Here is a 17,834-nt window from a genome sequence, read left to right on the forward strand (position 1 = left end):
CGCGAAAAATGCCTGCAGGCGCCAGCGGGCCCATGCGCTTTGCCGCATTGCGGGCCCGGCCACGGCGTCCCACCGAACGACAACAGGAGAATTTCCATGCGCACTTCCCGCACACTCATCGCCGCCACTGCCGCCGTCGTGCTGCTCGCCAGCGGCTGCGCCAACATGACCGATACCCAGCGCCGCACGGCCACCGGCGCGGGCGTGGGCGCCGCCGGCGGTGCCGTCCTGGGCGCCGTGACGGGCGGCAATGCCGGCACCGGCGCGCTGATCGGCGCCGGCGTGGGCGCCCTGGGCACCTACATCTGGTCCCAGCACATGGAGCGCCAGAAGCAGGAAATGCAGCAGGTGACGCAGGGCACCGGCGTGGTGGTCACCCAGACGCAGGACAACCAGCTCAAGCTCGACATTCCCAGCGACATCTCGTTCGCCACCAACCGCTCCGACATCCAGCCCAACTTCGCCCCGGTGCTGGACCGTTTCGCCGAAGGGCTGCGCAACAATCCCAATGCCGAGGTGCGCATCGTCGGCTATACCGACTCCACCGGCAACGATTCCATCAACAATCCGCTGTCGCTCGACCGGGCCACCAGCACGCGCAACTACCTCACCTCCCGCGGCGTGAGCGGGGCGCGCATCCAGGTGGAAGGCCGGGGCGCGCGCGAACCCGTGGCCACCAACGACACGGCCGACGGCCGGGCACGCAACCGCCGCGTGGAGATCTACGTGGGCGAGCGCCCGCGCCAGGGCTGAGGCCTGGCTCCCTGCTGCCGGGTCAGCCGGCCGAGCGCAGCAGGTTCGCCAGTTCCACGGCCGATTTGACCTGCATCTTGTCGAACACGCGCGCACGGTGGACTTCCACCGTGCGCACGCTGATGTCCAGCTGGTCCGCGATCAGCTTGTTGGGCAGTCCTTCCACCACCAGGCGCATCACGTCGCTCTCGCGCTCCGTGAGTTCGGCGAGCCGGTGCTTCAGGTCGTTGCGCTGGTGAGCTTCTTCCAGGTACCGGGCGGATTGCGCCAGGGCCTGCTCGATGCGGTCCACCAGCAGGTTGTCCGAGAAAGGCTTCTCGCAGAAATCGAAGGCACCGCGCTTCACGGTGGCCACCGCCGTGGGCACATCGGCATGGCCGGTGAGGAAGATCACCGGCAGGGCGCCGGTCAGCCCGCGCTCGGCCAGGCGGTCGAACAGCGCCAGCCCGCTCATGCCGGGCATGCGCACGTCCAGCAGCAGGCAGCACGGCTGGCGCAGCACGGGCCGGTCGCCCAGCATGGCCTCGAAGGCCTCCGCACTGTCGAAGGACTCGCTGGGGACGCGACGCGATCGCAACAGCCATGCGAGCGCTTCGCGCACGCCGGCGTCGTCGTCCACGATGTACACGGTGGCGTTGGAGACGGGTTCCATCAGGCGTTCCGGGGTTCGGTGTCGGGTTCGGCGCCAGCATGGGGACAGGCCGGCAGGGTGAAGGTGAATACCGTACCACGCGGTGCATGCGGCGCGTGGCCCAGGAAGCCGCCATGCTGCTCGACCACGGTGCGGCACAGGCTCAGCCCCAGCCCCATGCCTTCCGCGCGGGTGGTGAAGAACGGCGTGAACAGCTTGGCACCCACGTCGTCCGGAATGCCGGGGCCGGCATCGATCACCTGGAACTCCAGCCACGCATTCTGCGCATTGGAGGCCGCGCGCCTCACCCGCAGCTCCAGCAGGCGGTGCGGCGTGCCGGGCTCGTCCATGGCCTGCATGGAGTTCCGCGCGAGGTTGAGCAGCACCTGCTCGACCATGGTGCGGTCGCAGAGCACGCGGGGCAGTTGCGGCTCCACGCCGATGCGGATCTGCACGCGCAGCTTGTGCGCCTGCAGGCGGATCAGGGGCAGCACGGCATCCAGCAGGTCTTCCGCTGCGACGGGTTCGCGTGTCTGGTCGCGGCGGCGCACGAAGTCGTGCACGCTCTTGATGACCCGTCCGGCGCGCTCGGCCTGCTGCGCGATGCGTTGCAGGCCCACGCGCACGTCCGGCAGGAACGACACCGGACCATGGGATCCCGGCGAGGCTTCCGCCGATTCCAGGAGGTTGATCGACCCGGAAGCGTAGCTGGCGATGGCCGCGAGCGGCTGGTTGAGCTCATGGCTCAGCAGCGATGCCATTTCGCCCACGGTGGCCAGGCGCGCGGTGGCCTGCAGGCGCTCCTGGGAAGCCCGCGAGAGCTCCTCGATGCGGCGCTGCTCGCTCACGTCCAGGAACGCGCTCATCCAGCCCGTGTGCAGGCCTTGCGCATTGATCAGCGGCGCTTCGAAGATCAGCACCGGAAAGCGCGTGCCGTCCTTGCGCATGAAGGTGGACTCGTAGCCCTCGCGCGGCGGCGGATGCTGCCCGGACAGCCGCCCCCTCTGGCGCCGCAGGTATTCATCGACGAACTCCGGCGGCCAGTAGGGAGGGCGATCGGCCTGGCCCAGCAACTCCTGCGCGGAGAATCCGACCATCTCGCAGAAGGCGGGGTTCACGTAGGTGATGCGCCCCTGGAGGTCGCGGGCACGCAGCCCGGTGACGAGCGAATCCTCCATGGCCTTGCGGAATGCGAGCGCGTCGCCCAGGTCGCGCTCGGCGCGCAGGCGCCGGCGGTTGTCGCGCACCAGCACCACGAGCACGGTGATCAGCGCGATGGACATGGCCGTGACCAGAGCCGTGAGCACGTTGGGGAACACGCTCGGCGCGCTGTGCCAGCTGTCCATGCGCAGCACGAGGGCCGTGCCGGGCAGGTCGAAGAGCTGCTGCGTGCTGAACATGCGCGTGCCGCGCCGGTTGGCGCCCACCATGGCGAGCCGGGTGCCGTCGGCCTCGGTGAACGACACTTCCTGGCCGCGCTTGAGCCCCGGCACCACCATTTCCACCAGCACGTTCTGCAGCGAGTACGTGGCGACCAGGTAGCCGGTGTTGACCCCCTCGTTCGTCAACGGGATGCACAACTCCATCATTTCCGCGCCCCGGCCCTCGCCCAGCGGCTGGTAGTAGCTGCCCGAATACGAGGGCCCGCCCACGCGCCGGGCATTGCCGCAGGCCAGGGCGGTATTGGAGTGCGTGCCGCTGCGGGTTTCCGCGTCCCACTGCACGGGCCGGTAGGGCGTTTCGGCATGCGCCCGCACGCGCAGGGCGGGGTCCCGCCATTCGATGCGCACCAGTTCGCGGCGGCTGCCCAGGAGCTGGGCGGCGCGCGCCTCCCAGCTGGCGCTGTCGGGGCCGCCCGCCTGCAGCGCCTGGAGGTTCTGCAGGTTGTGGGTGAAGCCCGTGCGGATGTCGGCCACGGCGTCGGCGGCGTCGCGGTCGAGGCGGTTCTGCACTTCGGAGGCTTCGTAGCGCCCCGCCAGCCACACCTGCGTGACCAGCATGCCGGCGACGAGCAGCACGAGCGCGGTCCAGAGCGACCAGCGCCGCCATGCGATGTGCCACCGGCGCCAGGGCCAGCGCGCCAGCGCGCCCGCCGCCGGCGGCAGCGGGGTGGCGGCATCCGCGCCGGTCGCGGGCGTGGGGGCGGTGCTCACGGCGTATTCACAGGACGCGATGGTCCAGCGCAGGCAGCTGGGAGCGCACCTGCCGCAGGCGCTCGCCGTCGAGCGGTGCAGCCACCACGCCAGGGCCTTCGGCCTGCTGCGCCAGCACCTGCCCCCACGGGTCCACCACCATGCTGTGGCCCCAGGTGCGCCGGCCATTCTCGTGCGTGCCCCCCTGTGCCGGCGCGACCACGTAGGCGAGGTTCTCCACCGCGCGGGCGCGCAGCAGCACCTCCCAGTGGGCCTGGCCCGTGGTGTGGGTGAAGGCGCTGGGCACCAGCAGCACGTCCGCGCCGGCCCGGGCGTGGGCGCGGTAGAGCTCGGGAAAGCGCAGGTCATAGCACACCGACAGGCCCACGCGCCATGCGGAGCCGTCGCGGGCCGTCATGGTGAAGCGCGCGGGGGTGCCGCCGGCCTCGATGACGGCGGCCTCGTCGAAGCGCTCGCGCCCGTTGTCGAACCGGAACAGGTGGATCTTGTCGTAGCGCGCCACGCACTCGCCCGCGGGCGAGAACACGAGGGTGGTGTTGCGCACGTGGTGCTCGCTGCCGCAGCGCAGGGGCAGCGTGCCGCCGACGATCCACATTCCCAGCTCCCGCGCGGCCTGCGCGAGGAAATCCTGGATCACCCCTTCGCCGAAGGTCTCGCGCAATGCCAGCTTGTCGGTATCGCGGGCGCCCATGGCGCAGAAATACTCGGGCAGGGCCGCCAGTTCGACGCCCAGGGCAGCGGCATCCTCCAGCAGGCGGCGGGCCTGCCGGAGGTTGTCCTGCACCTGGAGGCCGGAAACCATCTGCAGTGCGGCGGCGTTCATCATGGCTCTTTCTCCTCTGCGCCGCGGGATGCGGGCGCCTTGCGCTGGGAAGCAGTGGAAGCCGGCGCAGGGGCGGCGGCCTCTTCCGGGGATGCGGTGGCGGGCGGCTCCGCCCCCGTGCGGCGCCGCGGCACGCGCACGATGCGCGGGTCGGTCCAGGTACCGTCGATGCGGAACTCCTGCGTCGCCGCCTGGATGAGCGGCCCCCGCAGGAACACCTGCGCCAGGAAGCTTCCGAGCCCCACGACGGGGTTGATGGCCGTCGCCACGAGCGACGCCGTCATGGCGTTGATCTCGGGCACCACCACGACATGGAGGTTCTGGGTTTCATGGTCCAGGTCGGCGCTGCCCTCCATGAGCACCGCGGCGTTCACGCCCTTCATCTGCAGGTTGTTGGTGGTGGCCACGCCCTGCTCGATGCGCACGTCGCCCCGCACGAAGTCGAACGCGAAGCCTTCGCTGAACACGTCGCGGAAGTCGAGCGTCAGGCGCCGCGGCAGCGACTGCAGGCTCAGCACCCCCAGCAGCTTGGCCAGTCCGGGGTCGGCCTTGAGGAACTGGCCCGACTCCACGTTCACATTGATCTGCCCCGACATGGAACGGTAGTCGGGATCGAGGGGCGCCCCCATCCAGGCGACCTGCCCCTCCATGCGGCCCTTGCCGCGGCGCACCACGCCCTCCATGCCGAAGCGGGCCAGCAACTGGCCGGAATCTCGGATGTCGAGCCGGAAATCCATGGAGGTGCGGCGGCGCGCGCCTGCGGCCCCGCCGCCCAGCAGCACCCAGTTGCCGCTGGAGGTGAAGCTGGCCTCCGGCACAGTGAGGTTGAGCTTCGACAAGCGCCATTCCCGCGGAGCGCCTGCGCCACCGCGGTTCTGCGCCTCCACCTCGATGCGGCCGAGCCTGCGGCCGCGCAGCTCGAAGTCCTGCACGATGATGTCCAGCGCGGGCATCGTGGTGCTTTCGGTGCGGCTGTCCAGCAGCGACTCCTCGACCTGCTGGGCCTCGCTCTGGGGCACGGAAAGCCGGGACAGACGGGCGAACACGCGGCCGCCGGACTCGTCGCCCTCGCCGTCCGGGCGGTACTCCACGTATCCACTGAGTTCGCGGGCATCCAGATTGGCCCGCCAGGTGGAGCCCTCGCGGGAACCGCCTGCGACGACATCGTGCAGCGTGCGCCCCTGCAGGACCAGGGTCTTGGCGCGCGCGGCCAGCACGGTGGGCAGGAACTCCTGTGCGCCACCTTCGGGCATGCGCGCGCTGCCGCCCGGAGCAGCCGCAGATGCGGCAGGGGTGGAAGCGCCCGCCTCCGGCGCGGAGGCCGGGGCCGACGCCGGGCCGGCAGCCTGCCGGCCCAGCACATCCTGCCAGGCGTCCAGGTCCAGGAGGTCGGTGTGCACATTGGCCGACACCCCCCGCTCCGGCATGACCGCAGACTCGCCGGGCGCGAGGCCGATGCCGATGGCGCCGCGCAGCACGCGTGGCACCGGGCCGGAATGGTCCAGCACGTAGCTCGCGGAACCGATGCCGCCGATGTCCACCGTCATCTGCTCGCGGACCGGGGGATCGGCGCCGGCATCGGCGGGCACGGCAGACTCCCGGGCGAGCTGCGACTCGTAGCGCACCGGGCGGACCGCATCGGCGGCCTTGCCCAGCGGGGCAGGCAGGTCCAGCGCCATGCCCTGCAGATTGGTCGTCACCAGCACCTCGGGCAGGCCCCGGCGCACGCCCAGGGCCAGCGCATACGCGGCGCTGCCCGTGGCATGGCGGGCCAGCTCGGGCAGCCCGGGCCACTGCACCGCCTCGCGCAGGCCCTCGGCCGTGGCCACGCCCTGGCCCCGCACCTGCACCGAGGACTCCAGCGCATTCGCCCCGGATGCCGCGGACCGCATGCCGCCCTCCAGCCGCAGGTCGCCGCCCAGCGCCCGCCCCTGCACGTTCGCCAGGGTGAAACTGGTGTCGCTGAACTGCACCGCGCCCCGGGTGCGGGTGATGACGGGCACGTCCGGAGTGATGCGCACATCGTTGCCCGCGAACGCCAGGCTGCCCTGCACCTTCGACTGGTCGATATGGCTGATCGGCAGGCTCAGGGACAACTGCAGGCCGGCGTTGCCGGTACCGGTCGCCTGGTCCAGGGCATGCGAGGTGAGACGCGAGAGGGGTGATGCCGCCATGAAGGCCAGCATGTCGGCCAGGGGCCCCTGCGCCTGGGCCTGCACGCCCACCACGCTGTGGGCGAGATCGGGAATGCGGGCCTCGACCCGGTCCACGCGCAGCCGAGGCGTGCCTGCGAAGCTGCCTGTCGCCCCGCGCACCGCCATGCTGGAGCGGTCGAACACCAGTTCGCCCGCCAGCTGCGTGAGCGCCGGCCAGACCGGATCGCCCGCATGCTGCAGGCCCGGCGGCACATAGGCATAGGTCACGTCCCGCAGCCTGGCTGCGATGTGGAACTCTCCCTGGCCGGGATGGTTGAACGGGATGTCGTGCAGGTCACCCTTGACGCGGAACTGCACGCTGGACGCCGTACCGGCCGTCACCGCATCGCGCACGTAGTGCCGGGTTTCGGCGGGAATGGCCAGCGGCAGGTAGCGGTGCACGCGCGTGCCGTCGGCGCGGCGCAGTTCGCCGCTCAGGTCCAGCACGCCCGGGAAGCGGGAACGGCTGGAGGACCGCTTCGGGTCGCCGGTGGTCCAGGCCATGCGGGCCTCGCCCTGGGCGTCGGCGTTCGAGAACTGCAGGTCGGGCACCTGCAGCGCGATGCGCTCGCCCTCCACCTGCCAGCGCACGCTGGCGGACAGCCGCTCCAGCGGCACGGTAGGGTCCTCGAAGACTTCCGGCAGCACCAGGGCGCCGTCCTGGATGGCCACGGACGCCTTGCCGCCCGCCTGGGTGAACTCGAAATCCACCGCGGCGCCCCGCACGCCCGGCATGCCGGAGGTTTTCACCGCCGCGCCGTCGGCCAGCGCCAGGCCTGCCACCCGGCCCCGGGCCTGGTACTGCCGGGGGGCATCCAAAGGGCCTCGCCAGCTCGCCTGGATCTCCTCCACGGCGCCCCGCGGGCCGAACCGGTCGAGCGCCCCGTGCAGCGCGTCGCCCAGTGGCAGGCGGCTGGCGACCTGGGCCAGCGCCGCCAGGTCGAGCCGGTCGGCGCGCAGCTCGCCCTGCTCGCGCTCGGGCACGCGGGGATCCCTGCCGGCCTGCCGGATGGACACATTCCCGCCAGGCCAGCGCAGGCCGTCGCGGGTCAGGAACTGCAGCCCCTCGGTGGACGCCTCGAAGCCGCCTTCCAGCCAGCGCCCGCCCACGCGGCCCGCGACCGAAGCCAGTGCCAGGGGCTCCAGCCCCTTTCCCAGCGTGGCCTCCACGTCGGCCAGCGCCACATCCGCCGTGCCGCCCGCCACCTCGCCACGCCGCACGTCCAGCCAGGCGCGCAGGGCGCCGCGGCCCTGCACCACGTCGATGCCCTCGATGTCCGCATGCTGGCGCAGGCGGGAAACGTCCACCCGCCCGAACTGCGCGAACAGCAGGCCGCTCCATTGCCTCCACGCACCGCCATGGGTGGTGAGCAGCGGCTGCCGGAAGCGGCCCATCAGCGTGAACCGGTCACCCCAGGACGGGGGTGGCGTGGCGTCCAGGCGCATGGCATGCCGCCAGCCCCGGTTGCGCAGCACGATGTCCACGTCGGACAGCTCCAGCGGAGGCGCTCCGCGCATCGCGTCCGTCCAGCGCACCGTACCGCCGCGCAGCGCCACCTCTCCCTGCGAGAACACCCAGTCGGCGGCCGCGCCTCCGTCGCCGGAGCCCGCCCCGCCATGCAGCCGGATGCCGCCCACCACCAGCTGGCCGTCGGCTTCGCGGCGCACATCCAGCTCGGGCCGCTCGATGTACAGCTGCTCGAATCCCAGGCGCAGCGCGGAGCGCGGGGAGAGCGCCGCCACCACCCGCGGCAGGCGCAGGGCTTCGCGGCCCTGCGGGTCGAGCAGGGCCACGTCGGTCAGTTCGATGGCCGGCACCAGGCCCTCGGAGCGCGCCGACAGCGCCCCGATGCGCACGGGTACCCCCAAGGCTTTCGTGGCCTGGGCTTCCAGCGCGGGGCGCCACTCTCCGATTCGCGGCACAATCCAGCCGTGGAGCACCCCCCAGGCCACGGCGACCAGCAGCCAGAAGGCGATCAGCAGTCCCAGTGACCACCGCGCAAGGCCCGCCATGCATCGGAGCAGGCGGGAGGGGTGCGGTGTCGTCTCAATCATGGTGGGCTTGGATGTGGCAGGAATTATGACCCGCGCCCGCTGTGCGGGTTCAGCCCCAAAGGGTGTCGGTATGTACAGTTTCAGTGCCTCTTCCTTGCCATATGTCCACGCCGTTCGCTGAGCCCGGCGGCGCCTCCGCGGAGCATGCCGCCGGGGCCGCCCATTCCCGATTCCACCAGCGGCTGCAGCGCCGCTATGCCGGCGAAACCGCGCTGCTGCCGCCAGGCGCCCCCACCCGCCAGACCATGGCCGAGGCCCTGCAGGCCCTGCGCGCGCGCGGGCACGACACGGGCGCCGCCCTGCGCGTGCTGCGGCAACTGGTCATGGAGCGGCTGATCCGGATGGACTGCGAGGAAGGCGCGCCGCTGTCCGACGTCACCCGGGCCACGACCGAACTCGCGGAACTCGCGCTGGACGAAGCCCTGCGCCACGCACGCCAGGACCTCGATGCCCGCCATGGCCCGCCGCAGGGCCCGGACGGCGCCCCGGTGGCGCTCTGGATCGTCGGCATGGGCAAGCTGGGTGCGCGCGAACTGAACGTGTCCAGCGACATCGACGTGATCTATGTCTATGAGCACGAAGGCGAGACCGCGGGGGTGGACGGCGGCCGCGGCCGCATCTCCCACCAGGAATACTTCGGGCGCGCCGTGAAGGCCATCCACGCCCTGGTGGGAGAAACGACCGAGCACGGCTTCGTCTTCCGCATGGACCTGGCCCTGCGCCCCAACGGCAACTCCGGCCCGCCCGCCGTCTCGCTCGCCGCCCTGGAGGAATACCTGCAGGTGCAGGGCCGCGAATGGGAACGCTTCGCCTGGCTCAAGAGCCGCATCGTGGCGCCGCGCGACGGCCTGGGCCATCCGGCCGTGCAGGGCCTGCGCGCGGTGGTGCTGCCGTTCGTCTTCCGCCGTTACCTCGACTACAGCGTGTTCGATTCGCTGCGCTCGCTGCACCGGCAGATCCGCGACCATGCCGCGAAGCGCAGCGCGGGCCATCCCGAGCGGGCCAACGACGTCAAGCTCTCGCGCGGGGGCATCCGCGAGATCGAATTCACCGTGCAGCTGCTGCAGGTGGTGCGCGGCGGGCAGTTCCCCGAACTGCGCTGCCGCCCCACGCTGGAAGCCCTGCAGCGCCTCGCACGCGCCGGCCTCATGCCCCAGGAGACGGCCGATGCGCTGGCCGAGGCCTATACCTTCCTGCGCCGCGTGGAGCACCGCATCCAGTACCTGGACGACCAGCAGACCCACGTGCTGCCCACGCGCGACGACGACCTTGCCTGGATCGCCAGCACGCTGGGGCTCGGCTGCTGCGCCTTCCTGCACCAGCTCGATGCCCACCGCGAACTGGTGGCGCAGGAGTTCGACACGCTGCTGGGCGGCCCCGGCAAGCGCCAGTGCAGCGGAGGCGGCTGCGGCGGGCCGCGCGCGCAATCGGCTCCGGTGCCCGAGTTCGACACGCTGCTGGAGCAACTGCCCCCGAAGGTGCGCGAACGCGTGGCCGAATGGCGCGACCATCCGCGCGTGGCAGCTCTGCGCGACGAAGCCCGCACGCGGCTGCTGCGGCTGGTGCAGCGCACGGCGCGTTGGCTGGCCGAAGGCCGGGTGAACGAGGATGCCGCGGTGCGGCTCGTGGCCTGGCTGGAGCCGCTGCTGCGCCGGGAGAGCTATCTCGCGCTGCTGCTGGAGCGCCCGTCGGTGCATGAGCACCTGATGCACCTCCTGGGGGCCGCCCAGTGGCCGGCCCGCTACATGCTGCAGCACCCCGGCGTGATCGACGAACTGGCCGGGGACGCGCTGCTGTCCGAGCGTTTCGTTCCGGCGGATTTCGAACACGAAATGGAACTGCGCATCGGCTCGCTGCGCTCCACCGGGGAGGACGACGACGAGGCGTTGCTCAATCTGCTGCGCCGCGCCCAGCATGCGGAAACCTTCCGCACCCTCGCGCGCGACGTGGAGCGGCGCATCACCGTCGAACAGGTGGCCGACGACCTGTCGGCCCTCGCCGACTGCGTTCTGCGCGTGACCGCCGCGTGGTGCTGGGACCGGCTGCGCAACCGACACCGCGACGTGCCGCAGTTCGGCATCATCGGCTACGGCAAGCTCGGCGGCAAGGAGCTGGGCTACGGCAGCGACCTGGACATCGTCTTCGTGTTCGACGACGACGACGACCGCGCACCGGAGATCTATGCCGCCTTCGCGCGCAAGCTCATCAACTGGCTCACGGTGAAGACCGGCGAAGGCGACCTCTACGAGATCGACACCGCCCTGCGGCCCAACGGCAGTTCGGGCCTGCTGGTCACGAGCTTCGAGGCCTATGCCAACTACCAGCAGCGCCGCGGCAGCAACACCGCCTGGACCTGGGAACACCAGGCCATGACGCGCGCGCGCTTCGTGCTCGGCAGCGATGCGCTGCGCGACCGCTTCGATGCCGTGCGCACCGCCGTCATCACGGCCCCGCGCGACGCCGCAGGCCTGCACGCGGAGATCGTCGCCATGCGCGAGCGCGTGCGTGCCGCGCACCCGGTGCCTGCAGGGCAGTTCGACGTGAAGCACAGCGTGGGCGGCATGGTCGATGCGGAATTCGCCGTTCAGTACCTCGTGCTCGCGCACGCGGGCGAGCACCCGGGCCTGTGCGACAACGTCGGCAACATCGCCCTGCTGCAGCGCGCGGAGGGCGCCGGCCTGCTGCCCGCGGGCGTCGGCGCGGCCGCCGCGTCGGCCTACCGGACATTGCGCCAGGTGCAGCACCGCGCGCGGCTCAACGAAGAGCCCACGCGCGTGGCACCCTCGTCGCTCCATGCCGAACGCGAGGCGGTGATGGCGCTGTGGCGGGCGGTATTCGGCGGCACGGCGGCGCCGTGATGCCCTGCGGCGGCGCAAGGCCGCCGCCATTCCCCGCTGCATCTCGGCTCCTTCCCGGAGCAAAGCAGGGGACTTCCCTTATCCCAGCCATAAATCTTGGGACATTGCTGCTCGGCAGTTTTTTGGCAACGATACGCCCAAGCAACAAGAATTTACCCAACAGCGTGCCGATGACCGCTGGAGACGCGGACTCATCGCTGTGAAGAGCCTCTCAAGGGGCCGAAGTCAAGAGGGAGGGCATCCTGCCTGTACACGGTCATTCGGCGCCTGGGGTTGCCCCCTCAGCGCGTCGTGTGCGGCTGTGCCAACGAACCACTCTGCGGGCCCGCGCCCGTGGCAATCGGCTGGTCCGTCTCCCATTCCATCGTTGTCAACGAATCGAACGGAGCCGCCATGCGCGCCAGTCATTCCCCTGTCCATTACCTTCCACTGACCGCAGCCCAGATAGGCATGTGGCTCCTTACACGTTTCGCGCCGCCCGATGCCCACTTCAATATCGCGGAGGCCATCGAGATTCGCGGGAAGTTCGATCCCCAGCTGTTTCTGCAGGCCTTGCGCACCCTGTGCGCGGAGACGGAGTCCCTCCGGCTGCGTGTCGAGGACACGCCCCAGGGCCCCCGGCAGTGGCTGGAGCCCGAGTTCTCGGGCAGCATCTCCCTGCTCGATTTCAGCGGCGACGGCGATCCCCGGGCATCGGCGGAACAATGGATGGTCCAAAACTCTGCCCGCCGCACGGATGTCGAACGGGAGCCCATGTGGTACAGCGCAGTGCTCCGCATCGCTCCGGACCACCACATCTGGTATCAGCGCGGGCACCACTACGCCAACGACGGCTTCGCCGCCGTCATCGTCGCGCGCCGGGCGGCAGACCTGTACACGGCGCTGGTGAACGGCACGGCTGCGCCGGCCGATTCTGAACTGAAACCATTGTCCGTCCTGATCGAGGAGGACCAGGCCTACCGCGACTCCGCGCGCGCCCTGAAAGACCGCGAATACTGGATGGAGCGGATGCGCGACCGCCCCGAGCCGCTGACCCTCGCCGAACGGCGCGGCACCAACATCGGCAGCCTGCTGCGGCAAACGGCGCACTGGCCGGCGGCGCGCGTCGCCGCGCTGCGGGATGCGGCCGCACTGCACGGCGCCACCCTGCCGCAGATACTCATCGCCACGACGGCCACCTATCTCTACCGGATGACGGGCGTGTCCGATCTGGTGATCGGCGTTCCGGTGACGGCGCGCTACAACGACCGCATGCGGCGCGTGCCCGGCATGGTCGCCAACGCAGTGCCCCTGCGCCTGTCCATGCGGCCCGAACTGCCCTTCACGGCCCTGCTGCGCGAGGTCAGCCAGCAGATGCGCAAGATCCTGCGCCACCAGGCCTACCGCTCCGAGCAATTGCGCACGGATCTGGAACTGCAGGCGAAGGACCATCCCCTCTTCACCACCATGGTCAACGTGGAGCCCTTCGACTACGCGCTGCGCTTCGGGGACTGCACCATCGAGACCCGCAACCTCACCAACGGATCCCCCCAGGATCTCGGCATCTTCATGTATGAGCACGGGAATGGCCAGGACCTGCGGATCGACTTCGACGCCCATGCCGATCTCTACACCGCGCCCGAACTGGCAGCGCACCAGGCCCGGCTGCTCGGCGTGCTCGACACCCTGACCGATCTTCCCACGCAGGCCATCGGGTGCGTGGAGGTCATCACCGAAGATGAACGCCAGGCCTTCCTGTCCAGGTGCGGCGGCGCGGTCCGCGCGGAGCCCGCGGCCCACCTGGCCGAATGGCTGGATGCCGGCCTGTCGCGCGACCCCGGCGCGATCGCGCTGCGCTTCGAAGGCCGCTCCATGACCCGCGGCGAACTCGACCGCCAGGCCAGGGAATGGGCCCACCGTCTGGCGGCCATGGGTGCCGGCCCGGACCGCCTCGTCGCGCTGGCGATTCCGCGGTCGCTGGAACTGGTGGCAGCCCTGGTTGCGGTCCTGAGAAGCGGGGCGGCGTACATGCCGATCGACCCGGACTTTCCCGCCGACCGCCTCGCCTTCATGCTGGACGACGCACAGCCCGTGTGCCTCATGACCACGCAGGAGCTCTCCGGGCGCTTCGATGGCGGCATTCCGCGCTTTCTCGTCGATGCCGCACAACCGCAGGCCGGCCTCCAGCAGGATGCGCCTGCAGGCGCCCCTGCGGCCGCAGCGCTGCACCCCTCGCAACCGGCCTACGTCATCTACACGTCGGGGTCCACCGGCAGGCCCAAGGGCGTCGTGGTGCCCCACTCCGCCATCGTCAACCGGCTGCGCTGGATGCAGGCGGAGTACGGGCTGGAGTCCGGCGACCGCGTGCTGCAGAAGACGCCTTCGAGCTTCGACGTTTCGGTATGGGAGTTCTTCTGGCCACTGATCGCGGGCGCCACGCTCGTGATCGCCCGGCCCGGCGGGCACCGCGATCCGCAGTACCTGGCGGACCTCATCGCGCGGGAAGCCGTCACCACCGTCCACTTCGTGCCCTCGATGCTCGAGCTGTTCCTGCAGGAGCCTGCGGCGGCGGCATGCCATACGCTGCGCCGGGTGGTATGCAGCGGCGAGGATCTGTCTGCGCCCCTGGCTGCGCGGTTCCACGGCATGCTGGGGTGGTGCGCACTGCACAACCTCTACGGCCCCACCGAGGCGGCGGTGGACGTCACCGCCTGGGCCTGTACACCCGAGGCATGCGCCGGCCTGGCGCGCCTCCCGATCGGACGCCCCATCTGGAACACCCGGATGTACGTGCTGGACCCGGGCCTGCAACCCTTGCCGGTGGGCGCCATCGGCGAACTGTATATCGCGGGCGACGGCCTGGCGCTGGGCTACCTGAACCGTCCCGCGCTCACCGCGGAGCGCTTCATCGCGGATCCGCATGGGCCGGCAGGCAGCCGCATGTACCGCACCGGCGACCTCGCGCGTTGGCGCGACGACGGCACGCTCGAATTCCTCGGCCGTTCCGACCACCAGGTGAAGATACGGGGCCTGCGCATCGAGCCGGGCGAAATCGAATCGGCTCTGATGCGCCATCCCGGCGTGCAGCAGGCAGCCGTGGTGGTGCGGGAGGACGCCGGCGGAAGCAAGGTGCTGGTGGCGTACTGCGTGCCCGTCGCCGGCGACCGGCTGGACGACTTCTCTCTGAGGGCCCATGTGGCGCAACGCGTGCCCGAATACATGGTCCCTTCCGCCTTCGTCATCCTGGCGGAACTGCCGCTGGGGCCGAGCGGCAAGCTCGATCGCCGGGCGCTTCCTGCTCCCACCGCCTGCACTTCTGGCCCGGGCTATGTCGCTCCGCGCTCCGCGATCGAGAAGAAACTCGCAGGGCTTTGGGCCAGCGCGCTGCATGCGGAGAAGGTGGGCATCCATGACAGCTTCTTCGACCTTGGCGGGCATTCGCTCATGGCCATGCAGCTCGGCATGAAGATCCGCGAACATATGCACCCGGATTTTCCGCCGGCCGAACTCTACAACCGGCACACCATCGCAGAGCTCGCGGTCTGGTTCGACACCAACGGGGGCATGCGCCCCGCCACCGACCTCAGGGCCCAGATCGCGCTGCCCGAGCACATCCGCAAGCCGGACCTGCCCGCGCCACCCGCCATTCCCCAGCGCGTCTTCCTGACCGGCGCGAGCGGCTTCGTGGGCAGCTACCTGCTCGCCACGCTGCTGCGCGAAACGTCCGCCACCATCATCTGCCATGTGCGCGCACCAAACGAGCGCGCGGGACTGCAACGCCTGCAGCACGCGCTGGCGGAGCGCTGCCTCGGCGAGGCGTGGGATGCCTCGCGCGTCGAAATCGCCACCGGCGATCTCGCTGCGGAGCGGCTCGGCATGACCGACGACGCCATCCGGCGCGTGGCCGAATGCGATGCCATCTACCATTGCGCCGCACAGGTGGACTACCTCCATCCCTACGAGACCCTGAAGCCGTCCAACGTGGACAGCGTGGTCACGCTGCTGGAATGGACGGCCCAGGGCCGGCCGAAAGTGCTGCACTACGTCTCCACGCTGGCCGTGATCGGCATGAACCCCGAAACGCCGGTGGTGACCGAGCGGTCCGCCCTGTCCACACCCGACGGACTGGGGAACGGCTACGCGAAGAGCAAGTGGGTGGCCGACCACCTGGCCCGGGCCGCGCAGGCACGGGGCCTGCCCGTGGCGATCTACCGCCTGGGCGCGGTCACGGGAGACAAGGCAAGGGCTGTCTGCAACGACACCGACATGTTCTGGCGCCTGGCCCGGCTGTACGCGGAGCTGGGGATATCGCCCCATCTGGATCTTTCCATCAGCCTGACGCCCGTGGACGAAGTGGCGCAGGCGATCGTGCGGCTCTCGCTCCGGCAGGATTCGTGGGGCGAAGTCTTCCACCTGCTCGGATCCGATCCGCTGCACGTCAACGACATGAGCGTCGTGTTCCAGCAGATCGGCAGGCCGCTGCAGTCCACGGATTTCGCCAACTGGATGCGCCATGCGCAACAGCGTCTGGCCATCACGCAGGACCTCGACCTGGCGGCGCTCCTCACGATCCTGGACGGCTACGACCTCCACAACTCCGTGCCGGCCATCGTCTGCGCCACTGCCACCCAGGAACGGCTGCAAGCCGCGGGGGCGCCGATCCGCTCGGCGGACCGTGAGTTGCTGCGGCGCTACTTCGAGCACCTCGGCATCGGCGACGCTGCCGATGCCGCTGGCGCGCAACCCGCCGTGGCCCTCGGCTGACCCATCGCAGGAGAAACTTAACCCATGGCACGCTATCTGCTCGCCGCCACCGCCCTGCCCGGACATGTGATGCCCGTCCTGGCAGTGGCACGGCACCTCGTCCAGCTCGGCCACGAAGTGCGGATCCACACCGGCGGCATCTTCCGCACCCAGGCCGAAGGCACCGGCGCCAGCTTCGTTCCGCTGCTGCCCGGCATCGGCCAGGACTTTCGCGAATTCGGCCAGCAGCACCCGCAACTGCAACGGCTGCCGCCCGGCCCGCCCCGGCTCGCCTATGGCCTCAAGCATTTCTTCGCCGACGCCATCGCGCTGCAGTACGAAGGCCTGCAGCGCATCCTGGACGGCGGCTTCGACGCCGACGCCATCGTCACGGACACCATGTTCTGCGGCACCATGCCGCTGCTGCTGGGGCCGCGCAGCGACAGGCCGCCCGTGGTCGCGCTGGGCATCAGTGCGCTGGCGCTCTCCAGCGCCGACACGGCCATGTTCGGCTCGGCGCTGCCGCCCCCCGCCAACGCCCAGCAGCGGCAGCAATACCAGGCGCTCCAGGCCATGGTCCGGCGAACCACCTTCGACGACGTGCAGCGCCACTTCGACGGCGTGCTCGCGCAGCTGGAGCGACCGCCGCTTCCCGGGTTCTTCGCCGATGCCATGTTCACCCTGCCGGACCTCTACCTGCAACTCACGGCCGAGGCTTTCGAATATCCTCGCAGCGACCTGCCGGACACGGTCCGCTTCGTGGGGCCGCTGCTCGCGCCGCCCTCGCAGGGTTTCGAACCGCCGCCATGGTGGCACACGCTGGACGATGGCCGCAGCGTGGTGCTGGTCACACAGGGCACGCTGGCCAACGAGGACCCGAACCACCTGATCGTCCCCACGCTCCAGGCGCTGGCCGGCATGCCGCACCTGCACGTGATCGCCACCACGGGCGGGCCCGTGCCGCCCGCGGTCGCGGCAGCGGCTCCCGCGAATGCCCGTGTCCTCGACTTCATCCCGTACGACCGCCTGTTGCCCAAGGTGCATGCGCTGGTGACCAATGGCGGTTATGGCTCGGTCAACCATGCCCTCAGCCTCGGCATCCCCATGGTGGTGGCCGGAAGCACGGAGGAAAAACCCGAAATCGCGGCCCGCGTCGCCTGGACGGGGGCAGGCATCAACCTGAAGACAGGGCAACCCGGCAGCCGCGCGATCGCGGACGCGGTCCACCAGTTGCTCGGCCATGCCTCCTACCGGCAGCGCGCGCAGGCTATGCGGGATGCCTTTGCGGGGTACGACGCCCTGGCAAGCATCGCCCAGGCCCTGGAAGGCCTGACCGGGGCTGCGGAACGCAGCCGGCCACAGCCGGCCCTTGCGTAGCCATGAAGAAAAGAACTGCAACGGAGCTTTCCCATGACCCATCCCCTTGACGACAGCAACGGCCTTTTCCTCGTGCTGCACAACGCCGCAGGCCAGGCGTCCCTGTGGCCGCACTTCCTGGTGGTGCCCGCAGGCTGGACGGCGGTCTTCGGCCCGGAGAGCACCGAACGCTGCCGCGACTTCATCGAGGCCCGCGCTCCCGCCTGAACGGCGACCACGGTCCGGCCGATACGGCGGGACGCGGACAGGCACCCGCGCAATTCAAAC

General features: G+C 70.5%; 9 protein-coding genes. 5 read left to right on the plus strand and 4 right to left on the minus strand.

The features are described from left to right. Positions 1-96: 96 nt before the first annotated feature. Positions 97-753, plus strand: coding sequence for an OmpA family protein (locus ACGHC0_RS23935; RefSeq protein ID WP_368353289.1), 657 nt, complete (start codon positions 97-99; stop codon positions 751-753). Between the two features lie 22 nt (positions 754-775). On the opposite strand, the gene ACGHC0_RS23940 is transcribed toward ACGHC0_RS23935, so the two are convergent. Genes ACGHC0_RS23940 through ACGHC0_RS23955 form a run of 4 tightly spaced genes read right to left on the minus strand, consistent with a single transcriptional unit; the run spans position 776 to position 8,610 of the window. Next, on the minus strand, positions 776-1,405 hold the full coding sequence (locus ACGHC0_RS23940) for a response regulator transcription factor (protein WP_368353290.1): 630 nt from the start codon (positions 1,403-1,405) through the stop codon (positions 776-778). Next, a complete protein-coding gene (locus ACGHC0_RS23945) occupies positions 1,405-3,537 on the minus strand; it encodes a nitrogen regulation protein NR(II) (protein WP_415266969.1) in 2,133 nt (710 codons plus the stop codon). Before ACGHC0_RS23945 ends, ACGHC0_RS23940 begins: the two co-directional genes overlap by 1 nt. Positions 3,538-3,544: 7 nt before the next feature. Beyond that, positions 3,545-4,360 (minus strand): carbon-nitrogen hydrolase family protein, encoded by an 816-nt coding sequence (locus tag ACGHC0_RS23950; RefSeq protein WP_415268456.1) that lies wholly within the window; start codon positions 4,358-4,360, stop codon positions 3,545-3,547. Then, complete coding sequence (locus ACGHC0_RS23955; protein WP_415266970.1) at positions 4,360-8,610, minus strand: YhdP family protein; 4,251 nt, start codon at positions 8,608-8,610, stop codon at positions 4,360-4,362. Before ACGHC0_RS23955 ends, ACGHC0_RS23950 begins: the two co-directional genes overlap by 1 nt. 101 nt (positions 8,611-8,711) lie before the next feature. Between ACGHC0_RS23955 and glnE the strand changes: the two genes are divergently transcribed. The 4 genes from glnE (at position 8,712) to ACGHC0_RS23975 (ending at position 17,774) form a co-directional block, all read left to right on the plus strand. Then, positions 8,712-11,468 carry a bifunctional [glutamate--ammonia ligase]-adenylyl-L-tyrosine phosphorylase/[glutamate--ammonia-ligase] adenylyltransferase gene (gene glnE / locus ACGHC0_RS23960; protein WP_368353292.1) on the plus strand — a complete coding sequence of 919 codons (2,757 nt, stop codon included), beginning with the start codon at positions 8,712-8,714 and terminating at the stop codon, positions 11,466-11,468. Positions 11,469-11,861: 393 nt separating this feature from the next. Beyond that, entirely contained in the window at positions 11,862-16,211 is a 4,350-nt protein-coding gene (locus ACGHC0_RS23965) for an amino acid adenylation domain-containing protein (protein ID WP_415266971.1), read from the plus strand. Between the two features lie 24 nt (positions 16,212-16,235). Beyond that, on the plus strand, positions 16,236-17,567 hold the full coding sequence (locus tag ACGHC0_RS23970; protein WP_415266972.1) for a glycosyltransferase: 1,332 nt from the start codon (positions 16,236-16,238) through the stop codon (positions 17,565-17,567). A gap of 33 nt (positions 17,568-17,600) precedes the next feature. After that, complete coding sequence (locus ACGHC0_RS23975) at positions 17,601-17,774, plus strand: MbtH family protein (protein WP_368353295.1); 174 nt, start codon at positions 17,601-17,603, stop codon at positions 17,772-17,774. Positions 17,775-17,834: the final 60 nt, after the last annotated feature.

Source organism: Acidovorax sacchari (assembly GCF_042847045.1).
GTDB lineage: Bacteria > Pseudomonadota > Gammaproteobacteria > Burkholderiales > Burkholderiaceae_C > Paracidovorax > Paracidovorax sacchari.

Coding starts and splice junctions, on each gene's coding strand:
- ACGHC0_RS23970 (WP_415266972.1), top strand. CDS start 16,236: ATGGCACGCTATCTGCTCGCCGCCACCGCCCTGCCCGGACATGTGATG.
- ACGHC0_RS23950 (WP_415268456.1), bottom strand. CDS start 4,360: ATGAACGCCGCCGCACTGCAGATGGTTTCCGGCCTCCAGGTGCAGGAC.
- glnE (WP_368353292.1), top strand. CDS start 8,712: ATGTCCACGCCGTTCGCTGAGCCCGGCGGCGCCTCCGCGGAGCATGCC.
- ACGHC0_RS23940 (WP_368353290.1), bottom strand. CDS start 1,405: ATGGAACCCGTCTCCAACGCCACCGTGTACATCGTGGACGACGACGCC.
- ACGHC0_RS23975 (WP_368353295.1), top strand. CDS start 17,601: ATGACCCATCCCCTTGACGACAGCAACGGCCTTTTCCTCGTGCTGCAC.
- ACGHC0_RS23955 (WP_415266970.1), bottom strand. CDS start 8,610: ATGATTGAGACGACACCGCACCCCTCCCGCCTGCTCCGATGCATGGCG.
- ACGHC0_RS23935 (WP_368353289.1), top strand. CDS start 97: ATGCGCACTTCCCGCACACTCATCGCCGCCACTGCCGCCGTCGTGCTG.
- ACGHC0_RS23965 (WP_415266971.1), top strand. CDS start 11,862: ATGCGCGCCAGTCATTCCCCTGTCCATTACCTTCCACTGACCGCAGCC.